Here is a 22,676-nt window from a genome sequence, read left to right on the forward strand (position 1 = left end):
AAGCCTATCTGTTATAATTTCTCGGTCCAAACAGCGCTGTTCCCACGCGAACCAGGTTTGCGCCTGTCAGAATTGCCTGAAAATAGTCCGCGGACATCCCCATCGACAGGAAGTCCATAGTTACATTATCTATTTTTTTGCTCTTTATGTCAATAAAATATTGGTTCATCCGCGAAAAATAATTCATTGTCTCCCGCTCCGGGGCCCCCGCCGGAGGAATCGCCATCAGCCCGCGGATCCGAATCCCGGGAAGGGAACGGACAGATTCGAGCAGCTCGTAAAGATTCTGGGGCAAAACGCCGGATTTATTCGGTTCCTGCCCGATATTGACTTCAATCAGTATATCGGTTACAAGACTCCGCTTTTCACTTAACTGGGAAATTTCTTTTGCGAGTTTCAGCTGATCGACAGACTGGATCATGGAAACCCGGCCGATCAGATACTTTACCTTGTTGGTCTGCAGATGGCCGATGAACTGAAGCTCGCAGTTCGAAAGATCATAAGAATCATATTTATCACACAGCTCCTGCACCCGGTTCTCTCCGATATGGTCGATCCCGAGCTCTATCCCGTGGTTGATGACCTCGGCCGGCACAGTCTTGGTCGCGGCCAGGAGAGTGATGTTCTCCGGTGTCCTGCCGCTTTTTACGGCGGCCTCCGCGACCCTGCCGCGCACCGCTTTCAGATTCTCTTCCACATCCAAAAAACGCCGTTCCAGTTCACTGGACAACCTTTCCGTCATATAAATCGGTCCCTTCCACAACAACTTCATCGTGCAGTTTGAGCGTTTCGTCCGTCATCAGGCCGTCCGAGCTGGGGTTTGGGTCGCAAATGACATAATCGTCCGTGCTGTAAAGCGGCACGACCTGGCGAAAACTAATTTGATTTCCATGTAGAATGTATACCCCGCTCACTTCCTTCTTTACCGTTTTTGCTTTTCCTTTTTCGTCCTTTGTCGTTTTGGAGACAGTTTCAAAATGAAGTGACTTTTGGCTGATGCGGATTCCCGTATACTGATGTACCACCACCTGCGCCGTCTCCTTGCGAATATCTGCCAGCTCCGAATTCATGTAGTTGCATTCAAGAATCACCGCTGCCGGCGAATCGGAGCCCGACTGGTTTACCGCCGCGACGGACGCCGGAACCGTCAGGTTGGAAACAAACGGAAACTGAAGAGAAACGGTGCCTCCGTCTGCCAGCTGCCGGAAACCGGTCGCCTGCCCCGAGGATACGTTGAAAACAAAGTACCATTCATAATCTTTACTGATTTTCCCAGGGGATCCGCCGGCAGCCGCCTTGGCACCCAGCGCTGTCTGTATCTGATCACAGGTCAGCCCCTGGACCTTGGTAAAATCAATTGCCGTTTCCAGTCCGTCGGTGGAGGAAATGAAATATCCGGAAGCCGGGGATACGATCTTGCCGAGAGCGGCGCCCGCCTGTTTTTTCAGCTCGTCGAGCTTTGCCTGCAGATTTTTCAGCCTGGAACTGAAATCCGTCACCTTTCCGGTGATGATCTGGCGCTCGTTCAGCAGGTATTGAAGGTCCTCCCGCGACTGAGTCAGAGAAAGGAAGGAACCCGCAACCGTTTGACCGGCCATCTCGGATATCTGGCGGTGAATCTGTTCATCCAGGGAATCCGGGCTGGCCGCGTAGGTGTCGCCCGGCGACTGGAGCGCCTCCAGCTGATTGATCTCACTGTTCACGGTTTCCATCTCATGCCGCGCGGCCACCTGCTGCGCGCTGGAATAAATTTCCGCGACGGTTCCCCCCTTGGCGACCTTGTCGCCGGCGGAAAGGACGTAATCGATCACGCCGCCGTCCCCGCCCTTCAGCAGGGCTTCGTCGCGCACGGCGATTCCACTGACCATCACGGAATCGGACGCGGTAAAGTAAGCGGCGGTTTCCGTCTGGATGCCGGTGTGATGGGACCGGTAAATCTGATAGCCGACATAGAAGAGGAGCAAAAAGGCAATCGCCGACGCGGCGATCCTCCGGAGAAGAGGGTTGTTCATGACCGATTCCATCCCTTTCTGCAAAGAATCTCTTCCGCTTTTTGGGAAACGGATAAAAAATCCGGTTCTTCATCGATCTCAATCCATTCCGCCTGCTCCTGCCTCCGAAACCAGGTCCGCTGCCGCTTGGCATAGCGCCTGCTCTCCCGCTTCACCTGTTCCACAGCCTCCGTTAAGCCGCATTTTCCTTCAAAATAAGGGAGGAATTCCTTATAACCGATCGCCTGGCGGGCAGTCGTTCCCTCGGGAAGATTCAAAACCATTTCCGCCTCCGGCAGAAGCCCGGTTTCCATCATTTTGTCGACGCGGAGATCGATCGCCCGGTATAATTTACACCTGTCACGGTAATCCAAGCCGATCAGACATGCGTCATAGGGCGAAGGCTCCCGGCGGGAACGCTCCATTTGTTCCGTCATGGTTATCCCGGTTTCGCGGTAAATCTCAATGGACCGCACAAGCCTCCCGACGTTGTTCGGATGGATCCGCTCCGCGGACTGCGGGTCAAAACTTCTGAGTTCCTCCCAAAGGACCTTCGGGCCTTCCTTCCCGGCTCTCCGGAGCAGTTCCGCGCGCAGCGCCTCATTCCGCCCTTCCGGCGAAAAACTCAGATGGCGAAGCAGGGAGCCGACGTACAGGCCGGTCCCGCCCGCCAACACGGGGAGGCGGCCCCGCTCCCGGATCCCGCGGATACATTCCGAAGCCAGGGCGACGTAATCGGCGACGCTGAACGGCTTTTCCGGGTCATGGAATCCGATCAGATGGTGAGGAACGCCCTTCCTTTCCTCTTTCGCCGGCTGGGCCGTCCCGATCGGAAGGCCGCGGTAAATCTGCATGGAATCGGCGGAAACGACCTCCCCGTGAAAGCGCAGGGCGAGTTCGACCGCGAGCCGGCTTTTGCCCGTGGCGGTCGGCCCGACGACCGCCGCGACCGGAATCCGTTCCATCACTGGATTCTCCCGAACTGGCGCTCCAGATCCTTCCTCCGAAGCAAAAAGGAAACGGGTCTTCCGTGCGGGCAGTACCGGACGTCCTCCCGTTCCACTCTCCGGGCAAGCGCGGCAAGCTCCATCGGAGAAGTGTCGTCGCCCGCCTTCACCGCCGCGCGGCAGGCCACGTTGTGATACAGCCAATCGATCTTCTGAGTCGTCAGGTCGCTTTTGTTTTCCGCAAGATAACCCGCGATTTCCATCACCGCCCCGGAGACGTCCTCGTTTCCGAGGATCATCGGCGCGCTGCGCACCAGCACCGTCCCGCCGCCGAAATCCTCCAGTTCGAATCCCGCCTGCCTGCAAAGTTCGAGCGACTCGAGAACCGCCGAGTATTCGTTCTTTTCCAAGGTGACGGGGACCGGTTCGATCAGCATTTGACAGAACGCTTCCCCGCCTCCGCTTTTCAGCTTTTCATACAGCATCCGCTCGTGCGCCGCGTGTTTGTCGACAAATACAAGGCAGTCGCCGCGTTCCAGAACAATGTAAGTCCCGAACGCCTCCCCGATCAGACGCTCCGGAACTTCTTCCTCTTCCTGCTTTTCCGGCTGCGGCGCATCGGCCGGAGCGGCTTGAATTCCGGGGGCTGTGCCGGAGAACGAAGCGGGAAGCGGCTCCGTCAAATTTCCTTCGTTCTTGACACTTGCGAAGCTGGAAGCCGGCACCGCGCGGGGCGGCGTCGGATCCGGAAGGTCGTCGGCTTCGATGTCGCAGACGGAATCATGCACGGCGCAGCTCCTCTCCCGCACCGGCGGAGGAACCTGCGGAAAGCGCGTTTCCCCGTCCTCCCGTTCCCGCTGCGCCGCGAAGCGCACCTGCGTGACGCTCTCCTCCTGAAAGCGCGGCTCCTGCCGCTCCTTCGGCAGGTTAATCACCGGCGGTCTGTCTCCGCGGTTCAAAGCCGTTTTCACGCCGTGATAAACCGCGTCGAACACAGGCTTTTCATTGATAAAACGCACTTCCATCTTGGTCGGGTGGACATTGACGTCCACCGTGCCGAGCGGAATTTCCAGGTGGAGCACGCAGGCCGGAATCTTCCCCACCATCAGCGAGCCTTTGAACGCTTCCTCAAGCGCGACGGAAGCGGTCCGCGTCCGGACATAGCGGCCGTTGATAAAGAAATTCTGCATGCTCCGGTTCGGCCGGGCGGCGGAAGGCCTGGAAATAAAACCGCTGAGCCCGATTCCGTTCAGCTCGTAGTCAGCCGGAATCAGACCGTCGGTGAATTCCTTTCCATAGACCGCGTAAACGGCGGATTTCAGCCGACCGTCCCCCGGCGTGTGGAGCGTTTCCCTTCCGTCCCGAAGAAGCCGGAACGAAACCTCCGGATGGGACAGGGCCGCTTTGTCCACGACGGCCGCGACCGCGTTTCCCTCGGTCACATCCTTTTTCAGGAATTTCATCCGGGCCGGCGTGTTGTAAAACAGGTCGCGCACCACGATGGTCGTCCCCTGGGGGCATCCGGCGTCCTCGCAGGCCTTCTCCCCTTCTCCGTCGATCACATAGCGGGTGCCCGCAAGCTCGCCCTCCGTGCGGGTCAGGAGTTCCACATGGGCCACGGCGGCGACGGAGGCCAGAGCCTCCCCGCGAAAACCGAGCGTCCCGATGCGGTCCAGGTCTTCGCGGCCCGAAATCTTGCTGGTCGCATGCCGCAGGAACGCGAGCGGCACATCCTCGCGCGCGATGCCGCAGCCGTCGTCCGCCACGCGCAGAAAAGTGGTTCCCCCGTTCCGGATTTCGACCGTGACGCCGGACGCGCCCGCATCCACGGCGTTTTCCACCAGTTCTTTGGCGACGGAGGCCGGGCGCTCCACCACTTCGCCCGCGGCGATCAGCTCCGCGACATGTTTGTCCAGCACATTGATTTTTCCCACAGCGCGCCCTTCTTTCCGATTCGCAGGATGTTTACAGATACAGATCCATGATGAGATCGTCGTAATAATGGCCGCCGACCCGAAAATAGTTTTTCAGCCGCCCCACGGTCTGAAACCCGAACTTCTCATACAGCCGGATGGCGTTTTCATTATTCCCGTAGACATCAAGATGGATCACTTTCAGAATTTTATTCTCTTTGGCAAAACGGATGAGTTCGGCCAGCAGGGCGCTCGCCGCACCCTGGTTCCAGTATTTTTCCCGCACGGTGATGCCCAGTTCGCAGTTGTGGGCAAGCCTCTCCTTGCTTTCCCCGGCAAGATTCGCGGAGCAAACCAGCTCCCCGCCGACAAAGCCGACTAGAAAAAGACTGGACGGACTGCTTTTCTGATCCCGGAGAAACTGTCTTTCCCCCTCCGCGGTAAAGCGGCATTCGTCTTTTCCATAAGTGAGGAAATCGCTTTCCCCGCCGACAAGGTTCAGATATGCGATCAATTGTTCCGCGTCGCTTTCCTCCGCCCGGCGGATCAAAAGTTCACGGCCGTCTCTTAAAATCGACTTTGTCAAAATGATTCCCCCTTTTTCGGAGTCCGCCGGCTATTTTGCAAGCTTGGTCAGTTCAAACAGCGCGTTCATGCACTCGATCGGCGTCAGGGTATTGACGTCCAGCGTTCCGAGCCTGTCCAGGATTTCCGAATGGTTCGGAGGAGTCAGCGCCATCTGCAGATCGTCCTCTTCTTCCCCGGATTTCGCCGCGCGCCGTTTGGGCGGGGAAATCTCGTCCCCATTGTCCAGTTCGGAGAGGATCTGCTTTGCGCGCGTGATGATCCGGTTCGGCACGCCGGCGAGCTTCGCGACTTCGATGCCGTAGCTGTCGTCTGCGCCGCCCCGCACGATGCGGCGCAGAAAGGTGATGTCGTCCCCGCGCTTTTTGACCGCGATATTGTAATTTTTGACGCCCGGAATCAGGTCTTCGAGCTCGGTCAGCTCGTGGTAATGGGTCGCGAACAGCGTTTTTGCGCCGAGCTGCTTTCGGTCCGCCACATATTCCAGGACCGCGCGGGCGATGCTCATGCCGTCGAACGTGGAGGTCCCGCGGCCGATCTCATCCAGGATCAGCAGGCTGTCCTTTGTCGCCTCCCTGACGATCTCCGCCACCTCCGACATCTCCACCATAAAGGTAGACTGGCCGGAGGCCAGATCGTCCGACGCGCCGACGCGGGTGAAGATCGCGTCCACGATCCCGATTTCCGCGGCCGAGGCCGGAACAAAGCAGCCGGTCTGCGCCATGATGACGATCAGGGCGATCTGCCGCATATAAGTGGATTTTCCCGCCATGTTCGGCCCGGTGATGATCGCGACCCGGTTTTCCTCCCGGTCCAGCTCCGCGTCGTTCGGAACGAACGGTTCCTCCGAAAGCGCCTCCACGACGGGGTGGCGGCTTTCCTTCAGAACGATTTTCCCGCTCAGGTTCACGACGGGACGGATGTATTTGCGGTCCACGGAAACCTGTGCGAACGAAAGCAGGACGTCCAGGCGGGCGACGGCCGCCGCCGTTCTCTGAACCCGGCTCATCTGGGAGGCGACCTGCTTCCGGACGGAGTCGAAGAGCTGATACTCAAGCTGGACGGATTTGTCGTGCGCGCCGAGGATGCGGCCCTCCAGCTCCTTGAGCTCCGGGGTGATGAAACGCTCACAGTTCGTCAGCGTCTGTTTGCGGATGTATTCGGGCGGCGCCTGGTCCTTATAGGCGTTGCTGATCTCTATGTAGTACCCGAAGACGCGGTTGTAACCGACTTTCAGCTTCGGGATGCCGGTTTTCTCCCGTTCCTGCGCCTCGATTTTCGCAATCACGCCGCGCCCGTCGCTCATGTCCCCTTTGAGCAGGTCCAGTTCCGCGCTGAAGCCGGGGCGGATCACGCCGCCCTCCCGGATGGAAAACGGTGGCTCGTCCACAATCGCCCGCTCGATCAGTTCCCGGACATCCTGAAGCTCGTCGAGATCCGCCCAGATTCCCCGGAGCAGCTCGGAGCGGGAATCCTTCAAAAGGGATTTGAGCATGGGGAGCGATTCGCACGCAAAGGAAAGGCTTTTGAGCTCCCTGCCGTTTGAAGTCCCGTAAACAATGCGGGACATCAGCCGCTCCAGGTCGTGGATGCCGGAAAGCCGGCCGGAAAGCCCGTCCCGCAGGATGCTGTCCTCGGAAAGCTCCTCCACCGCGTTCAGCCTCCGGCCGATCTGCGCCGGACTGAGCAGCGGGTTTTCAATCCAGCTGCGGATCAGGCGCTTGCCCATCGCGGTTTTCGTGCGGTCCAGAACCCACAGAAGCGAGCCGCGCTTTTCCTTGCTGCGCATGGTTTCCAGCAGTTCCAGGTTTCGCCGCGTGTTCAGGCTGAGGCGCATGTACTGGGTCCCGCTGTAAAGGTCCAGCTCCTCCATGCGCTCCAGTCCGGTCTTCTCGGTCCGCTTCAGATATTTGAGCAGCGCGCCGACCGCGCGCGTGATCTCCGGCTTTTCGGAAAGGTCCAGGTCCTCCAGGCTGTTTTTGTGAAACTGCTCCAGGACCAGCGGCGCGCAGGTCTCCGATGCAAAATCGTCGCCGGAAAGCAGCTCCAGGCTGACGCTCAGCCTCTTTTTGATAAAATCGGGAAGCGTGCTCAGGTCAAGCGCCTCCTGTCCGATCAGGATTTCCCTCGGAGAGAAGCGGCTCAGTTCATTGATCAGCCGCTGGGTCAGTTCCTCCGCGTTTTTCCCGGTCAGCGTGGTCGCGTGCAGTTCCCCCGTGGAAACATCCGCGAAGCAGACGCCGGCCTGCGTGCCGGAAACGCAGAGGGAACAGATGTAATTGTTGCGCGATTCGTCCAGCATGCTGCTTTCCAGAACGGTTCCGGGCGTCACGACGCGGATGATGTCCCGCTTGACCAGCCCCTTCGCAAGCGCCGGATCCTCCATCTGCTCGCAGATGGCGACCTTGTACCCCTTCGCGATCAGGCGCGCGACGTAAGTCTCATAGCTGTGAAACGGGACGCCGCACATCGGCGCCCGCTCCGGCTGGCCGCAGTCGCGCCCCGTCAGCGTCAGTTCCAGCTCGCGGGACGCAAGCTTCGCGTCGTCGTAAAACATCTCGTAAAAGTCTCCGAGGCGGAAGAACAGGATCGTGTCCGGATATTGTTTTTTCACTTCAAAATACTGCTTCATCATGGGGGATAATTCCGCCATACTCGCTGACCGCCTCCATTTCCCTTCAAATCCGCATTCGCTCCGTCTTTGCGGGATGAATCCCACTCATTAGTGGCATCCGCTGCAGGAGCCGCATTCGCCGCCGCAGGAATGCTCGACGTAATCCGCCGTCTCCGGGTCCGCGCCGTTCGCGCTCTGCTCGATGATCGCGTTGACGCGGCGCAGCAGGGTGTCCATCTGGGCCTTGGCTTCGTTGTACGCAGCCATGCTCGGAACCTTCATGATGGTTTCATACAGGCTGTTCAGCTCCTGCTGATAAGCCTGAAGCTTTTCCTGATCGCGGTCCTGTTTCCTGGCCTCCGATTCCAACGACATTCTTTTCAGGTTATACTGGCCGATCAGGTCCTGCAGGCCCTCGTCGTCATCCGTATTCTGAACCGCAAGCTGCATTTTCAGGTATCTGTCGTCCTTCTGAATTTCCTTGCCCAAATCCCTTGTCATCTGAATAATATCCATATCGTCTCTCCTTCATAAAAATGTCAGATCAGTTCCCCGCTCAGAATCCAGTTGCGCGCGCCGGTGACGCGGACGTCGGCAAACCCGCCGGTCAGGGCGGGTTTGCCCGGAAAATCGACCACGATGTTTCCGTCCGTGCGGCCGGTCAGGAGCCCCGTCTTCGGATTTTGCCTTTCGATCAGCACTCTCTGCACCGTCCCGACGGAAGAGGCGCAGCGCCTTGCGGCAATCGCCTCCTGCTCCGCGCACAGTTCCTGAAACCACTTGGTTTTTTCGCCCATCGGCACAGGATCCGGCAATCCGGCCGCTCTTGTCCCCGTGCGGGGCGAATAGATAAAAGTAAACAGGGAAGTAAATTCCACGCGCCGGATCAGATCGACCGTATCGAGGAACTCTTCATAGCTTTCCCCGGGAAATCCGACAATCACGTCGGAAGTAAGGGAAAGATCGGAAATTTTTTCTTTCGCGTAAGCAGTCAGGTCCAGGTATTGCTCCCTCGTGTAACCGCGGTTCATCTCTTTCAGAACCCGGTTGTTTCCCGACTGGAACGGCAGGTGGAGATGATGGCTGATATGCCTGCCCGCCGCGATGGTATCGATCAGCTCTTTGGTCAGGTCCTTGGGATGAGAGGTCATAAAACGGATGCGGTAATCGCCCTCGGCTTCGTCCAGCATGCGCAGGAGAGCGGCAAAGCTGACCGGGTGTGCAAGGGATTTGCCATAGGAGTTGACATTCTGGCCCAGCAGGGTAATGTCTTTGTATCCGTCCCGGACAAGCCCCCGGAATTCCTCCAGAATCGCCTCCGGCTCGCGGCTGCGCTCCCGTCCCCGAACATAGGGCACGATGCAGTAGGAACAGAAATTGTCGCAGCCGTACATGGCGGTGAGCCACGCCTTGACTTTTCCGTCCCGCTGGACCGGAAGGCCCTCCGCGATCTCGCGGTCCCCGCTGTCGTCCCCGCGCTCGAACACGCGCCCGCTTTCCGTCAGCGCGCGCAGCAGAAGCTGCGGGAAGCGGTGGATCACGTGGGTCCCGAACACAAGACCGACAAACGGAAACACGGAACGAATCCGCTCGGCGGCTTTTTCCTCCTCCATCATGCAGCCGCAGACGGCGATCAGCGTGGACGGATGCCGGCGTTTCACATTCTTCAGCGCGCCGACGTTTCCGAACACCCGGTCCTCCGCATGTTCGCGCACCGCGCAGGTATTGAACAAAATAAAATCCGCGTCTTCCTCGTTTTCCGTAAACGAAAATCCCATTTGAGCAAGGAAGCCCTTGATCTTTTCGCTGTCGGAAACATTCTGCTGGCAGCCGTAAGTGCGCACCAGCGCCAACGGCGGGCCGCCGCGCGTCCGCATCGCCATGATTTCTCGAACCCGCCGGACGGCTTCGCCGTTATCCGGCGCCGGTAGATGAGACAGGAACGGGGCTTCTTCTGGCAAACGGAATTCCTCCCATGTGTTTGGATTACAAATTATTATAACATGAACCGCGGAGCCGCATAAAAACGCGTGATCAGCCCGCAATCATGGTTCAATGTTCTCTCAGGCGTCGGAAGCTCTGCTTCCGCTTACGCCGTGAGGTTATTATAGCATAGCGCCAAACGGGCTTCAAGAAAAAAGCGGAAAAAGCCCCGTGACTTTCCAATTTGGAGCCTCGGGGCGATCTCTTGATTTTGTTGGAATTGAATCTGATCATTGCATTTGACGTGCTGACGGAAAGTCTTTTGTTTCCGCCGGAATGGCTTCACAGGTTGCTGGCGGCGCCGCTGGTGTGGGACCTCACTCCGTCGGTCATTGCGCTCAAAAGCTGGCCCGTTGTGACTAAAAACAGCCGGCTTGCCGACGCAATTAACGGGGACGGTACAGCCCGGGGGAAAAACGCCACAGCAGGATGCTCCTACGAAGCTTCGGGTCCATTCTGCGGTCCGCCGTCAGAAGACGGTTATATCCGAAGGCCTGAAGGCAGCCGCGGACGGAACGCGCATCGTTGCCCTCGCGCAGAAGGACGTCCACCGCGTTCATAACGGCCTGCGGCACTCTGATCCGTTCCACAAGCCGAAGCAGTTCCGCATCCTCCGGGCAGTTGCTCCTGACCGCGTCCGCAATGCGGAGGACCGACTCCACGCGCTGGAAAATATCCGTCCCGGCGGGCTTCTGCTTGCCGCGTTTCAGCTCGCAGGTTTCATTCCTTCTAAGCACCACAGGCGCCTGAACCACGGCGTCAGAAAGCAGCAGACACCGGGCGATGAATTCCTCCGAATACCCGTAGCGGCAGGCTTCCTCAAATTCAATCTGTCGTTCCAGCAGGAAGGATCGCCGAATCAGCACTGCGGAGATATCGATCGCCGCGCCCCGCAGAATCCAGCTTTTCAGATACTGATTTCCGCCGTGGTGAAGGATCGCGCTGCTCAGCGAACGCCGTTCCGCCGACCGGGCTTCCTCGCGGCCGGTGCAGCCAAATACAAAATCCGCCTTGGTCCGCTTTGCGGTTTCCAAAAAAGCAGGGACAAAGTTTTCATACAGCCTGCGGGCAAAAATAAAAGAAATATAACTGCCGTCGGCTTTCTGAATTCCCGTATTCAGCGCCGCGGAAGCCGTCGAATTCCCATTCTGGATCACATAACCGTGGAGTCCCATCTCTTTCATCTGCCGCACCGCCTGCAAAACGGTACGATCCACCGAACCCATATCGACAACGATCAGTTCCGAGTTCAGTTCTTCAGCCTGCTTCTGAACAAAACGAAGGATCCCGACAATCTCTTCTTCCACATTTTTAACCGGCAAGATCAAAGAAAGTTCCATAGCCTGCACTGTAATATACACCTCTGCTTCTATCAGCCATGATCCGCAAACAAAGTATACCATATTATCCACGGGATAAAAGTCTTAATTTACACAGATCGATTGGTGGAATTTCAGTTTTCTTGTTTGATTTCCACTTGGAATGAAACAATCCGACGAAAGCGTAAGAATTTGTTACACTCTTGTAAAATTGTCTATTTTATCTTCACAGAAAAGAATGTAATTTTGTCTGGGAGTGACCGATATGGAATTTGACGCGGTAATGAAACGTGCCGCCATCAGTGCGACAGTGGACCTTTCCCTTCACGGGATTGTAACCGATCCACGGCGCAGTATGAAGAACGCGGTGGATTTGTTCAGCTATCTGACGGAAGATATTTTCGGTGAAAGCATTATTTCAAAAGTCCGCCAAGAAGCGAAAAATCCCAGGAGCTGTTTTTATCGGATGATTACCTCCATGGTTCAGAACGTTGACCATTCCATTTTAAAGGAAATCGGAACCAACATGTGTTTTAACCGGGCGGCCGTCCTTACGGACCAGGTCCAGGAGCCGGAGGCGGCGGAAAGAAAAAACCTGTGGAGGATCTCACCGGAAAATTTATGTGAAGCGGTAGAATTTATTAAAAAAGAGGGGGTCTATTTTTTCGTTATCTGCGGTTTACACCCCCTCCGTTACCAGGACAAGATTTTCGAAGCGTGCAGAAAAAACCACGACTGTGTGTTTTATATCACTTCCGAAGGCTGCGACATCAGCGACAGCCTGGCGCAGAAAATCATCGAAACCGGAAATATTATTTTATCCGTGAGGATCAACACTTTCGCCGACCCGGAAAAAATGGCGGAAGGGTGCGGCCGCTCTTTTCATATTCTAAAAAGCAGGAAATGTCTCTTCGGATACATCGCGGAAATCGGCTCACCCGCTGCAAAATCATGCTGCAGCGACGGTTTCATCAACTGCATGGCAAATTACGGTTGCCTTTTCGGCTGGTACTATATTTCAAAAGCCGGACAGAAGATCGATTCCTGCCGTCTGGCGGTAAGTAAGCTGATGAATTCCTCTCTGACCTCGCGCAGCAAGCCTCTTCTCCTCCTCAGTCCCGAAACGGACCGCATGATCTTAAAGAGATTTGTAACCGGAGGGCGGTGCTATCTGATTGATTCCAGCCAGGGCATCCGGTGCCGGTATTGTACCCAGAAAGCGCGGTAAAATCAACGGCGGTCCGACCCGCCGCTTTCCCCTGTCAGCTTTCCCAAATATCGGGCGGCTGTAAACTGTTTGCTGTCATCGATAAAGTATTTTAATTTATCGACGAGTTCCTTCGGCTGTTCCTTCATTCCGTTACGCGCCCATTGTATCACAATTCCGACAAGGCCGTACGTGTAAAACTCGGCGATAAAATTTTTATCGTTCTCACGAATTCCTTTCCCATCCTCCATCTCCCCTATGATTTCAATCAACAGGCTTTTGGTGAGGTTGAAGAAGTAGTCCTGAAAGGCATTTTGCCCTGTCACGTTAAATGCGTTTCTGTAAAAGCATTTTTCCCTCTTCATTGTGCTCAGAATATCCAGCATGACGTCGCTCCAGTCATGAAAAGTTTTTTGAGAGGATACGGCGGAGACCACTTCGTTATAATAAATCCAGTTGACCAAATCATACTTATCTTTAAAATGATAATAAAATGTCTGGCGGTTGACGCCGCATTTCTTCACGATATCTGAAACCGATATTTTTCTTAGGTCCTCTTTTTTCATTAGTTCCTTAACGGATTGGGCAATCGCCTTTTTCGTAATCAATGATTCTGACATAAGCGTCCCCTTTCCCGGCTGAATGTCTGAAAAGCAAATTTTCAGTCCGCTGCTTCCCGAATGGGCTCAGGAAGTTGGATCGATACCATCGTGGCCCGTCTGGCCGCCGCTTTTGTAACCGTGAATTTCATCTTTTGAAATTCGAAATTATCGCCTGCAGCCGGAATTTTGCCAAGCCGCTCCATGACCCACCCGCTGACTGTTACGGAGTCGGACTCGTCCTCTGATTGATCTATTTTAAAGAAATCGAACATATCGTCAAGGCTGACGGCACAGTTTACCTCATAGGACAAATCATTTATTTTCTTAAAATAATCTATCACTTCATCGTGTTCATCCCAGATATCGCCTACGAGCTCTTCCAAAATATCCTCCATTGTGACGATGCCTTCCGTCCCTCCGAATTCATCCACAACAACCGCCATATGGGTTTTCATTTGCTGTAAAAGGCGCAGAAGGTCCGATATTTTCATGCCGGTTCCAACATAGGAAACTTTTTTGACTATCTGCGCGATTGCGGTTTCCCCTTTGTAAAGAGCCCGGAAATAGTCTTTTTCATGAATCATGCCAACAATGTTATCTATGGAATCTTCATAGACCGGCAGCCGTGAGTAACTTGTCTCAAGAAAAAGATCAGTAATTTTATCCATGGGCATTTTTCGGTCTACCGCGACGATATTAACCCTTGGAGTCAATATGTCATTTGCATCCAAATCATTAAATTCTATTGCGGAGCGGATCAGTTCACCGTTGCGTTCGTCAATTCCCCCATCACTCTGGGCCTCATCGACAAAAGTCATCAGTTCCTCCTGCGTAACTTTTTTTTCATCCCTGCGTTTAAAAACGTGGCCCAGCAGTTTTTTCCAGCCGGAAAAAAGATAGTTCAGAGGAGTAAACAGCATTACAAAAAAGTTTAAAATCGGTGTTGCCGACAGTGCGAAACTTTCAGGACTTTCTTTCGCCAGAAATTTTGGCGATATCTCACCAAAAATCAATACTATTGCAGTCATAGCGGCCGTCGAAACAGTGACACCTGCGCCCCCGAACAGGCTTGTAAAAAGAATGGTTGCGACGGAGGCACTGGCAATATTTACGATATTGTTGCCAATCAGTATGGTGGACAGCAGGCTGTCATAATTTTCCGCAAGCATTAGTGTGACGGCTGCACGGGTATTTCCGTTATTGGCCAGGCTTTTAATTCTCACCTTATTCAAAGTAGTAAACGCTGTTTCACTTGCTGAAAAAAACGCTGACATAAGGATAAACAACAGGATCAACAATATTTGAGACGTGGATTTATCCATGGAGGTCCCCTTAACTCTTAAAGTTTTTTTTATATTATCATAATTTCCATATTTTTTCAATTTCATTTTATTCTCAGAAACTTTTTGTAATAATTCGTTTTGACTCTTGCAAACAATCCGTAAATATGATACTATGTTAAAGCTGTCGAAAAACATGACAGACGGGGTATTAGCTCAGCTGGGAGCGCAAGCTGCCACCTGTACTCCCCCACAAGAAAAAGACAAACGAAAAATTGGAAAATCCGGAAAACCGCATGAATACTAGGTTTTCTGACATGAGGGGCATTAGCTCAGCTGGGAGCGCAACGTATCGGCTGTGCAACACCTCAAAAGTAAGCAAGTCAGAAAATTGAATATGCCGCAAATGCCTCAAAGTCAGGGGGTATTGCTAAATGGGGGTATAGCTCAGCTGGGAGCGCAACGTATCGGCTGTGCAACACCTCAAAAGTAAGCAAGTCAGAAAATTGAATATGCCGCAAATGCCTCAAAGTCAGGGGGTATTGCTAAATGGGGGTATAGCTCAGCTGGGAGAGCGCCTGCATGGCATGCAGGAGGTCAGCGGTTCGATCCCGCTTATCTCCACCAAAAACAATAAGCCACAAGGCCAAAACCTTGTGGCTTGCGTTTTATCTACGGTGACCGGGCACTTGATAAATATCAGGGGAATGCGGAGATCAGTCATCTCATGATGGGTACTCCCTGATATCCTCATTTTCATAGAGCAATCCCATTACCAAAAGCGAGGAAAGAGCTATGTTTTCCAATTGGAGGACATAGCTCTTTTTGGTACTCTAAAAGCGTAGATGTAAGACGCCGACGGGCGTTTCGCATTTGCGCTTATTCTTTTACAATAAGAGAGTAATTGGTCCGGCGTGGCTCTTTTTGGAGCGAAGCCTCCGACATAAAAACTGCCGGCCATCCCTTATTGTAAACGTTCGATTAAGCAGGTTGAAACCCTACGGGGCTTTCGCGTAACGAACCAAACTGAATCGCAATAAGCGCAGATGGGCAACAATTACAAACATCTATTCAGGAGGTTCGGAATGATCAGCGTGGGTATCGACGTGTCAAAAGAAAAGAGCACTGTCTGCATAGTGATCCATGGTAATTGCTCCGTGATATGATTTTTTTATCGTCGGATTTGTCAGATTTTCGATATCATATCCGGCCGTCAAGACAAGCTGGTCGGTCACAAGCCGTTTATCCACCAGATCAAGCACCAGCAGATCGGTCATTTCCCGCACGATCAGCTTCGCTTTGTCAAAAGTATAGGCGGATTGCAGCACCTGCCCCGATCCAACACTGTTTGAGCCTGGCTTATATGCTTTAATATCGGCAATCGTGCATGGCTCCCACCCCCATGCGTGGTCGATCAGCAACTCGGCGTTGACGCCGAACAGCCTGTACAGTAAATCCTCGTTATAGTAATCGGTAGGTTTACCGAGAGAGCATCTCGCAATATCCCCCATCGTAAAGAGGCCGTGTTCCTCCAGCTTCTTGGCATATCCTTTTCCAACACGCCAAAAATCTGTTAAAGGCCGGTGCGACCACAGCAGGCGACGGTAGCTCATTTCGTCTAATTCGGCGATCCGCATACCGTTGTTATCAGCTGGTATGTGCTTTGCCTGGATATCCATAGCGATCTTGCTGAGGTACAGGTTTGTGCCAATTCCAGCCGTTGCTGTAATGCCAGTTGTTTTGAGTACATCCAGAATCATTTCCTTGGCAAGCTCACGGGCTGAGAGATTGTAGGTGTTCAGATATGCGGTGGCATCAATAAATACCTCGTCAATGGAGTAGACATGAATATCCTCGGGTGCGATGTACTTCAAATAAATATTGTAAATCCGTGTGCTGTACTCTATATAATAGGCCATCCTCGGCGTTGCGACAATATAATCCAACGAAAGACCCGGTGAGGATTTCAGTTCGGTATCGTTACAGGAGGCACCGGAAAAGGCTCGTCCCGGTGCTTTGCGCAGCCGTCCCGCATTTACTTCCTTGACCTTCTGTACGACCTCAAACAGCCTCGCCCTGCCGGGGATGCCGTATGCTTTGAGGGAAGGAGAGACGGCGAGGCAGATGGTTTTTTCGGTGCGGCTTGCATCAGCGACAACGAGGTTGGTGGTCAGCGGATCAAGCCCTCGTTCCACGCACTCGACCGAAGCGTAGAAGGATTTTAGATCGATTGCGATATAGGTCCTGTTCTCCATGCTTATTCTCCGGCCTCCTCCTTTAAAAGTCATCTGTTTGCAGATTGAAATTACAGAGTTCCCATTTTACGTTTCCCCACTATGCTTCATGAAAAACCACGTTTCAGGGGTACCATTCGTTGAAATATATAGTACATTACCCTAAAATTAGAAACCAAGTTGTTTCAGCGTTTTCACAATGTCTGATAAAGTGCATTTAACATCGCACTTATTATACCATGCTTAACCGCAAGAGGGTCCGTGCCGTCACAGAGATGTGGCGGTTTTTTTATCCAAAATCCAATCGGGAAGGAAGATGCCAAATGGCAAAGCAGCAGAAGACGAAAATGCCGCCGCAGGAGGATATCCGCATGCAGGAATTTCTGGACATGATCGCACCCTCGGTGATCAAGTTTTTCACGGATTATTTTATCTGCGGCAACACATTTCGGTGCGTTTGGGCTTTGCGTGAATACCCGACGACGACCGATGAGCAGGCCATCTTACGCTATCTCGGAGAAAAAGACGGCGTAACCCTGCACCTCTACACCAGGCACGTCACACCCATGGAGGAAAGGAAAATCATCTCAAATGCTGCGAACAAAAACCGTATGCAGCGGAGCAGCACACAGGATCTTCAACAAACCGTCACAGCTGAGTCGAATTTACAAGACGTCACCACCCTTGTCACACAGATGCACCGGAGTAAGGAGCCGCTTCTGCATACGGCGGTTTACATCGAGCTCTCCGCCCACAGTCTGGAACAGCTCGGTCTGCTTCAAACCGAAGTGCTGACAGAACTCATTCGTTCCAAGCTCAATGTAGATAAACTCCTGCTCCGCCAGCAGCAGGGATTCCAGAGCGTCATCCCCTCCGGCTGGAATGCGTTTTCCAGCCAATTTGAGCGGGTCCTGCCCGCAAGCTCCGCCGCCAACCTGTACCCGTTCAACTATTCGGGCAAAACAGATCCCCATGGCTTTTACCTGGGCCGCGATAAGTTCGGCTCAAACGTAATCGTGGACTTTGATAAGCGGGACGATGATAAAACCAACAGCAATATTTTGATCCTTGGCAATAGCGGCCAGGGCAAAAGCCACCTTTTGAAGCTGATCCTCTGCAATATCCTTGAATCCGGAAAAAGCGTGATCGGCCTCGATCCGGAACATGAATACGTTGATCTGGCCGAAAACCTCGGGGGATGCTTTGCCGACCTCATGAGCGGCCAGTATATGATCAACCCTTTGGAACCCAAGACCTGGGACGAAGGCGGCAGCCCCGAGGACAAGGAAGCGCCCCAGGCATTCCGGCAGCGCACAAAGCTCAGCCAGCATATTTCTTTCCTGAAGGACTTTTTCCGCTGTTACAAGAATTTTTCCGACCGCCACATCGATGTTATCGAAATCATGCTGGGTAAGCTCTATGAAAAATGGGGGCTCAGCGACCGCACCGATTTCAGCAAGCTGGAGGCCGCTGATTACCCCATCCTTTCCGACCTGTACGCGCTGATTGAGGATGAGTACAAAAGCTACGACCAGGCAAAATATCAGCTCTACACCGCCGAGCTCCTGCAGGAAATCCTGCTGGGGCTCCACTCCATGTGCCAGGGCGCCGAGAGCAAATTCTTCAACGGCCATACCAATGTGACTTCCAACCGCTTTATTGTGTTTGGCGTCAAGGGATTACTGCAGGCCAGCCGGAATGTCAAGAGCGCTCTCCTGTTCAACGTCCTTTCCTTTATGTCCGACAAACTGCTGACCGAAGGCAATACGGCCGCCAGCATCGACGAGCTGTATCTGTTCCTGACCAACAATGGCGGCGGGAACGGTAACAATTATGTGGTCATTGAGTATATTCGAAGCTGCATGAAGCGGGTACGGAAAAAGGACTCCGCCATGATTCTGGCCTCGCAGAATCTCGAAGATTTCAACATCGAGGGCATCAGGGAGCTGACGAAGCCGCTGTTTTCCATCCCCACGCACGCGTTCCTCTTCAACGCTGGCAACATCGACAAGCATTTTTACATCGACTCCCTGCAGCTCGAGGAATCCGAGTACAACCTGATCCGTTACCCCCAGCGGGGCGTCTGCTTGTATAAATGCGGCAACGAGCGGTATAACCTGATGGTCACCGCACCGGAGTACAAATCAAAACTCTTCGGTACGGCCGGAGGCCGCTGATCATCGGAAAAGAGATGAAAAATTTTGGACATGAAAGAACAGCGGTTCGGGATTGAAATCGAGATGACAGGCTTGACCCGTGAGGCTGCTGCACGGGTGCTGTCCGAACATTTCGGGAATCCCGTCAGCCGCGACGGGGGGTATTACGGCGAATATTCTGTTTTGGACAGTGAGAGCCGCCGCTGGAAGGTCATGAGCGACGGCAGCATCACCTGTCAGAAAAAAGAAGGAGGCAGGCTTGTTCCCGCGGACCATGATTACAGTGTGGAGCTGGTCAGCCCCATCTGCCATTGGGGTGACATCGAAATCATCCAGGAAATCGTGCGGAAACTGCGCGGCGCCGGAATGATCGCCGATAAAAGCTGTGGGATCCATGTGCATGTGGACGCCTCTCCGCACAACGCGAACACTCTGCGCAACATCACCAATATCATGGCTGCGAAAGAGGATCTGATCTATAAGGCCATGCAGGTGGAGGTTGCCCGCGAGCACCAATATTGCAGAAAGGTCGATCAGCGTTTTCTTGAAGAACTCAATCGCAAAAAACCCAGAACGCTCAATGAGGTCAGCCGCATCTGGTACGGAGGCGCAGACCGGAGCTACCACCATTACGACGATTCCCGTTACCACTGCCTGAACTTACATAGCGTGTTCCAAAAGGGCACAATTGAGTTCAGGCTTTTTAATTCCACCACTCATGCTGGAAAGATCAAGGCATATATCCAGTTCTGCCTCGCCATTTCCGCGCAGGCCCTCAACCAGCGCTGCGCCAGCAGGCAGAAAACCCACAGCACCAATGAAAAATATACTTTCCGCACCTGGCTTTTACGGCTTGGGCTGATTGGGGATGAATTCAAAACCGCCCGGCTGCATCTGCTGGAGCATCTGGACGGCTGTATCGCGTGGAAAAACCCCGAGCAGGCTATACAGCAAAAGCAAAGGTTACGGCAGAAAAAAGAAAAAGAACTGGAATCGGCCGCAGAAAGCCAAGCCCAACAGGAGACTGCAACGGCCACTCCACAGCAGGAACCGGCCGGGGAGGACGAGTCCCCGGCCCTTGTCATGCGTATGTAAACATATAAAGGAGATGTGTTTTTGTGAGCAAATCTATGCTGTATATCGCTTACGGCAGCAACCTTAACCTTCCGCAGATGGCTTACCGCTGCCCGACCGCCAAAGTGGTTGGAACAAGCGAGATCAGGGATTATGAACTGCTGTTCCGCGGCGGACGCCGTGGGGCGGTTGCCACCGTGGAGCCGCTCAAGGGGGCAAATGTTCCCATTCTGTTATGGAAGATCCGGCCTGCCGACGAGCAGGCACTCGACCGGTATGAAGGATACCCCCATTTTTATCACAAAGAGATCCTGCCGGTGCAACTTGGGGGAAAGACACAACCGGCCATGGTCTACATCATGAACGACAGGCATCCCTTCGGGACCCCTTCGGATTACTACCTGGGAGTCATCATGGAGGGTTATAAAACGGCGAACTTTGATACGGATTTTCTGGAAAGGTCCGTGGAAAAGTCCATCCGTCTGGCCGAAGAACAAGAGCAGTCCGAACAGGAATCATCGGATCTGGAACAAGGCAGTCTGTTCAATATGAAATGGAAATAACGCTCAATCGATTATTGCAATAGGAGCGTAAAGCGGACGCCCTACTACCCGCCGGGGTGTCTGTTCTTTTCTGCCCAAAGGAGGAATGCTTCATGGCCGCACCCGCTGTGGCCCTTGCAGTTAAGGCGGCGGTTGCCGCCGCCACAGACAAACGGACGTGGAAGGTGATCGCAGTAACCATCACCGCTGTCCTGATGCCCTTTATTCTTGCCGTACTTTTACTCATGAGTTTTCTCTCCGGGGGCGCGGCACACAACAACGACGCTGTGAATCTCGCCTTCCACGGAGGGACGATCTCCTCGGATGTTCCCTCTGAATATCGGCAGCATATTGAAGAAATGCAAGATGCGTTCAGCCAGCTGGACGATGCGATCGCACAGCTACATATTGAATCCGGGGACGGAAGCCTCGACTCCACGCGGGTCAAGGCTGCTTTTTATTCTCTGTATTTCGGCGCCGACTCCCTGCAGGGGGTGGACTACGATTCGTTTGCCGGCTGCTTTGCAAAAACGGAAACCCGCACCCGCACTGTTCAGAATCCGGATGGAACCCATACTGAACAGAGCTATGACGCAGCTGTTCCGCTGACTGATCTCAATCAGGTCTATAAGAATCTTGACAGACTCCTCGGCCGGACCGTCACGGACGATGAAAAATCCAATGCCGATGAAATCTGTAAAAGAGCTTTGGGCGAAACCGGCACAGGGCCCACCGTCTCATCGCAAGTCCCCTCCACTGCCGGCCTGATTTCCCCTGTCGGAAGTAACTGGCGAGCACTGGTCACCTCGGAATTCGGACCCCGCATTGACCCGATCAACGGAAAAGCCACTGTCCATACAGGCATCGATCTGGGCGTACCGACCGGCACACAGGTCCATGCGGCGAAGGATGGAACTGTTTCCAAGATTGCCTGGGATCCTGACGGCTATGGGAATTATCTTATGATCGACCATGGCGGCGGGCTGGTCACGCTGTACGGACACTGCTCCCAAATTATCGCCCATGCAGGGCAAGCTGTCAAAGCCGGCGACGTCGTCGCACTTTCTGGAAACACCGGCCACAGCACAGGCAGCCACCTGCACTTTGAAGTGCGCATCGGCGGCAAGGCAGTCAACCCCAGAGGGTATCTGCCGTAAAGCAAGCCCCGTATATACAGGAGACCTTTTAATATAAAACGATCGAAGCCGTCTCTTGGGAGGCGGCTTTTTGTGCTTCGAAGGAGGTAAAGCATGCTGAACTCAGTGGCATGTAATCCGGGAAGCAATCATATGGAGGCAGGCCATGCGACTTGTCTATATTTTTCAAGAGAGGTGTGATTCAGATGGTGATCAAACTCGGTGTGGATAACGGCAACTACAACACCAAATCCTCAGAGGGGATGCTGTACGCCTCCGGGTACGCGGCAAGCGATAAGGAATTCATCACGGATGAGATGCAGCTCTGCTATGGCGGCAGATATTACGCCATCGGTGAAAAGCGAGTGCGGTTTCAGCAGGATAAGACGAAAGCTCCTGATACCTTTCTTCTGACGTTGCCGGCCATTGCGTCCGCCATGAAAAAGGCGGGTGTTCGGGAAGCCGATGTCATTCTGGGCGTAGGGTTGCCCATCGAAGCATACGGAATGCAGAAAGACGCCTTCCGCCAATATTTTCTGCGCGGAAATCTGACTTTCCGGTTTGAAGGAACGGATTACCACTGCCACATTGCGGACTGCAAGGTGTTCGCCCAGGGGCATGCGGCGCTGTGCCGGTATTACCCTCAGCTCCGGGCATACCGCAGCATCACTCTGGCGGACATCGGGGGGTATACGGTAGATGTTCTAACCATGCATGGCTCCAAGCTGGACCGATCAAACTGCACAAGCCTCCGGATGGGCACCATTACGCTCTATACCCGCATTCAGGACATCCTGCGGCGGCGGGACATCCTGCTGACCGACGAGCTTGTCACCGACGCCATCCGCGGTAAAATTCAGCACGCGGATCAGGATTTCATCCGGCAGACCGTGGAGCAGGAGATGCAGAAGTATATCAGGGAATTGTTCAACACGCTGCGGGAACGGGGCCTCGACCTGAAGCTCCCCACCGTGTTCGCGGGTGGCGGCGCGGAACTGCTCGGCGGCATGCTGCGTGACAGCAGCGTCAATACAGTGGCCGTTCTGAACCGCTTCGCCAATGCGGACGGTTATCGTCTGCTGTTGGGGTGAGC

The 22,676-nt window shown here is 54.0% G+C and carries 17 protein-coding genes, 1 tRNA gene and 1 pseudogene; 7 read left to right on the top strand and 12 right to left on the bottom strand.

The window, feature by feature from the left end; all coding sequences use genetic code 11:
- Positions 1-4: 4 nt before the first annotated feature.
- The 9 genes from EQM14_RS08660 to EQM14_RS08700 form a co-directional block, all read right to left on the bottom strand.
- A complete protein-coding gene (locus tag EQM14_RS08660; protein WP_128742578.1) occupies positions 5-742 on the bottom strand; it encodes a YggS family pyridoxal phosphate-dependent enzyme in 738 nt (245 codons plus the stop codon).
- On the bottom strand, positions 720-2,036 hold the full coding sequence (locus EQM14_RS08665) for an HlyD family efflux transporter periplasmic adaptor subunit (protein ID WP_128742579.1): 1,317 nt from the start codon (positions 2,034-2,036) through the stop codon (positions 720-722). Before EQM14_RS08665 ends, EQM14_RS08660 begins: the two co-directional genes overlap by 23 nt.
- A complete protein-coding gene (miaA, locus tag EQM14_RS08670; protein ID WP_128742580.1) occupies positions 2,009-2,956 on the bottom strand; it encodes a tRNA (adenosine(37)-N6)-dimethylallyltransferase MiaA in 948 nt (315 codons plus the stop codon). Before miaA ends, EQM14_RS08665 begins: the two co-directional genes overlap by 28 nt.
- Positions 2,956-4,872: a DNA mismatch repair endonuclease MutL gene (mutL, locus tag EQM14_RS08675; protein WP_128742581.1), complete on the bottom strand. Its 1,917-nt coding sequence runs from the start codon at positions 4,870-4,872 to the stop codon at positions 2,956-2,958. The genes miaA and mutL overlap by 1 nt, the downstream gene beginning before the upstream one ends.
- Before the next feature lie 31 nt (positions 4,873-4,903).
- The gene (locus EQM14_RS08680) at positions 4,904-5,437 is read right to left on the bottom strand and encodes a GNAT family N-acetyltransferase (protein ID WP_164919014.1); all 534 of its coding nucleotides are present in this window, start codon (positions 5,435-5,437) and stop codon (positions 4,904-4,906) included.
- Positions 5,438-5,467: 30 nt separating this feature from the next.
- Positions 5,468-8,089, bottom strand: a complete 2,622-nt coding sequence (gene mutS, locus EQM14_RS08685) for a DNA mismatch repair protein MutS (protein ID WP_128742583.1) — start codon at positions 8,087-8,089, stop codon at positions 5,468-5,470.
- A gap of 69 nt (positions 8,090-8,158) precedes the next feature.
- Entirely contained in the window at positions 8,159-8,566 is a 408-nt protein-coding gene (locus EQM14_RS08690; RefSeq protein WP_128742584.1) for a YlbF family regulator, read from the bottom strand.
- A 23-nt stretch (positions 8,567-8,589) separates the two neighbouring features.
- Positions 8,590-10,011 carry a tRNA (N6-isopentenyl adenosine(37)-C2)-methylthiotransferase MiaB gene (miaB, locus tag EQM14_RS08695; protein ID WP_243112477.1) on the bottom strand — a complete coding sequence of 474 codons (1,422 nt, stop codon included), beginning with the start codon at positions 10,009-10,011 and terminating at the stop codon, positions 8,590-8,592.
- Positions 10,012-10,419: 408 nt separating this feature from the next.
- Positions 10,420-11,373, bottom strand: coding sequence for a glycosyltransferase family 2 protein (locus tag EQM14_RS08700; RefSeq protein WP_243112791.1), 954 nt, complete (start codon positions 11,371-11,373; stop codon positions 10,420-10,422).
- A 244-nt stretch (positions 11,374-11,617) separates the two neighbouring features.
- On the opposite strand from EQM14_RS08700, the gene EQM14_RS08705 reads away from it, so the two are divergent.
- Positions 11,618-12,580, top strand: coding sequence for a hypothetical protein (locus EQM14_RS08705; protein WP_128742586.1), 963 nt, complete (start codon positions 11,618-11,620; stop codon positions 12,578-12,580).
- 2 nt (positions 12,581-12,582) lie between these two features.
- On the opposite strand, the gene dhaS is transcribed toward EQM14_RS08705, so the two are convergent.
- Together dhaS and EQM14_RS08715 are read right to left on the bottom strand one after the other, a co-directional pair.
- Entirely contained in the window at positions 12,583-13,179 is a 597-nt protein-coding gene (gene dhaS, locus EQM14_RS08710) for a dihydroxyacetone kinase transcriptional activator DhaS (protein WP_128742587.1), read from the bottom strand.
- A 41-nt stretch (positions 13,180-13,220) separates the two neighbouring features.
- Entirely contained in the window at positions 13,221-14,483 is a 1,263-nt protein-coding gene (locus EQM14_RS08715; protein WP_128742588.1) for an HlyC/CorC family transporter, read from the bottom strand.
- A gap of 509 nt (positions 14,484-14,992) precedes the next feature.
- On the opposite strand from EQM14_RS08715, the gene EQM14_RS08720 reads away from it, so the two are divergent.
- Positions 14,993-15,068: transfer RNA gene (locus EQM14_RS08720), tRNA-Ala, on the top strand.
- A 506-nt stretch (positions 15,069-15,574) separates the two neighbouring features.
- On the opposite strand, the pseudogene EQM14_RS08725 reads toward EQM14_RS08720, so the two are convergent.
- Positions 15,575-16,696: pseudogene (locus tag EQM14_RS08725) on the bottom strand (Y-family DNA polymerase); the annotation flags it as partial.
- Between the two features lie 302 nt (positions 16,697-16,998).
- Here EQM14_RS08725 and EQM14_RS08730 point away from each other — a divergent pair.
- The 5 genes from EQM14_RS08730 (at position 16,999) to EQM14_RS08750 (ending at position 22,674) form a co-directional block, all read left to right on the top strand.
- Positions 16,999-18,852 (top strand): VirB4 family type IV secretion system protein, encoded by a 1,854-nt coding sequence (locus EQM14_RS08730; protein ID WP_128742589.1) that lies wholly within the window; start codon positions 16,999-17,001, stop codon positions 18,850-18,852.
- Between the two features lie 24 nt (positions 18,853-18,876).
- Positions 18,877-19,926 (top strand): amidoligase family protein, encoded by a 1,050-nt coding sequence (locus tag EQM14_RS08735; RefSeq protein ID WP_128742590.1) that lies wholly within the window; start codon positions 18,877-18,879, stop codon positions 19,924-19,926.
- Positions 19,927-19,949: 23 nt separating this feature from the next.
- The gene (locus EQM14_RS08740) at positions 19,950-20,468 is read left to right on the top strand and encodes a gamma-glutamylcyclotransferase family protein (protein WP_243112478.1); all 519 of its coding nucleotides are present in this window, start codon (positions 19,950-19,952) and stop codon (positions 20,466-20,468) included.
- A gap of 92 nt (positions 20,469-20,560) precedes the next feature.
- Positions 20,561-21,604: a M23 family metallopeptidase gene (locus EQM14_RS08745; RefSeq protein ID WP_128742591.1), complete on the top strand. Its 1,044-nt coding sequence runs from the start codon at positions 20,561-20,563 to the stop codon at positions 21,602-21,604.
- A gap of 185 nt (positions 21,605-21,789) precedes the next feature.
- Complete coding sequence (locus tag EQM14_RS08750) at positions 21,790-22,674, top strand: ParM/StbA family protein (protein WP_236849654.1); 885 nt, start codon at positions 21,790-21,792, stop codon at positions 22,672-22,674.
- Positions 22,675-22,676: the final 2 nt, after the last annotated feature.

It is taken from the genome of Caproiciproducens sp. NJN-50, from assembly GCF_004103755.1.
GTDB lineage: Bacteria > Bacillota > Clostridia > Oscillospirales > Acutalibacteraceae > Caproicibacter.

What these genes read in the sequence shown, in the direction of transcription:
- EQM14_RS08660 (WP_128742578.1), bottom strand. Translation starts at nt 742, where the DNA reads ATGACGGAAAGGTTGTCCAGTGAACTGGAACGGCGTTTTTTGGATGTG.
- miaA (WP_128742580.1), bottom strand. Translation starts at nt 2,956, where the DNA reads ATGGAACGGATTCCGGTCGCGGCGGTCGTCGGGCCGACCGCCACGGGC.
- mutS (WP_128742583.1), bottom strand. Translation starts at nt 8,089, where the DNA reads ATGGCGGAATTATCCCCCATGATGAAGCAGTATTTTGAAGTGAAAAAA.
- EQM14_RS08690 (WP_128742584.1), bottom strand. Translation starts at nt 8,566, where the DNA reads ATGGATATTATTCAGATGACAAGGGATTTGGGCAAGGAAATTCAGAAG.
- EQM14_RS08700 (WP_243112791.1), bottom strand. Translation starts at nt 11,373, where the DNA reads ATGGAACTTTCTTTGATCTTGCCGGTTAAAAATGTGGAAGAAGAGATT.
- EQM14_RS08705 (WP_128742586.1), top strand. Translation starts at nt 11,618, where the DNA reads ATGGAATTTGACGCGGTAATGAAACGTGCCGCCATCAGTGCGACAGTG.
- dhaS (WP_128742587.1), bottom strand. Translation starts at nt 13,179, where the DNA reads ATGTCAGAATCATTGATTACGAAAAAGGCGATTGCCCAATCCGTTAAG.
- EQM14_RS08715 (WP_128742588.1), bottom strand. Translation starts at nt 14,483, where the DNA reads ATGGATAAATCCACGTCTCAAATATTGTTGATCCTGTTGTTTATCCTT.
- EQM14_RS08730 (WP_128742589.1), top strand. Translation starts at nt 16,999, where the DNA reads ATGGCAAAGCAGCAGAAGACGAAAATGCCGCCGCAGGAGGATATCCGC.
- EQM14_RS08745 (WP_128742591.1), top strand. Translation starts at nt 20,561, where the DNA reads ATGGCCGCACCCGCTGTGGCCCTTGCAGTTAAGGCGGCGGTTGCCGCC.
- EQM14_RS08750 (WP_236849654.1), top strand. Translation starts at nt 21,790, where the DNA reads ATGGTGATCAAACTCGGTGTGGATAACGGCAACTACAACACCAAATCC.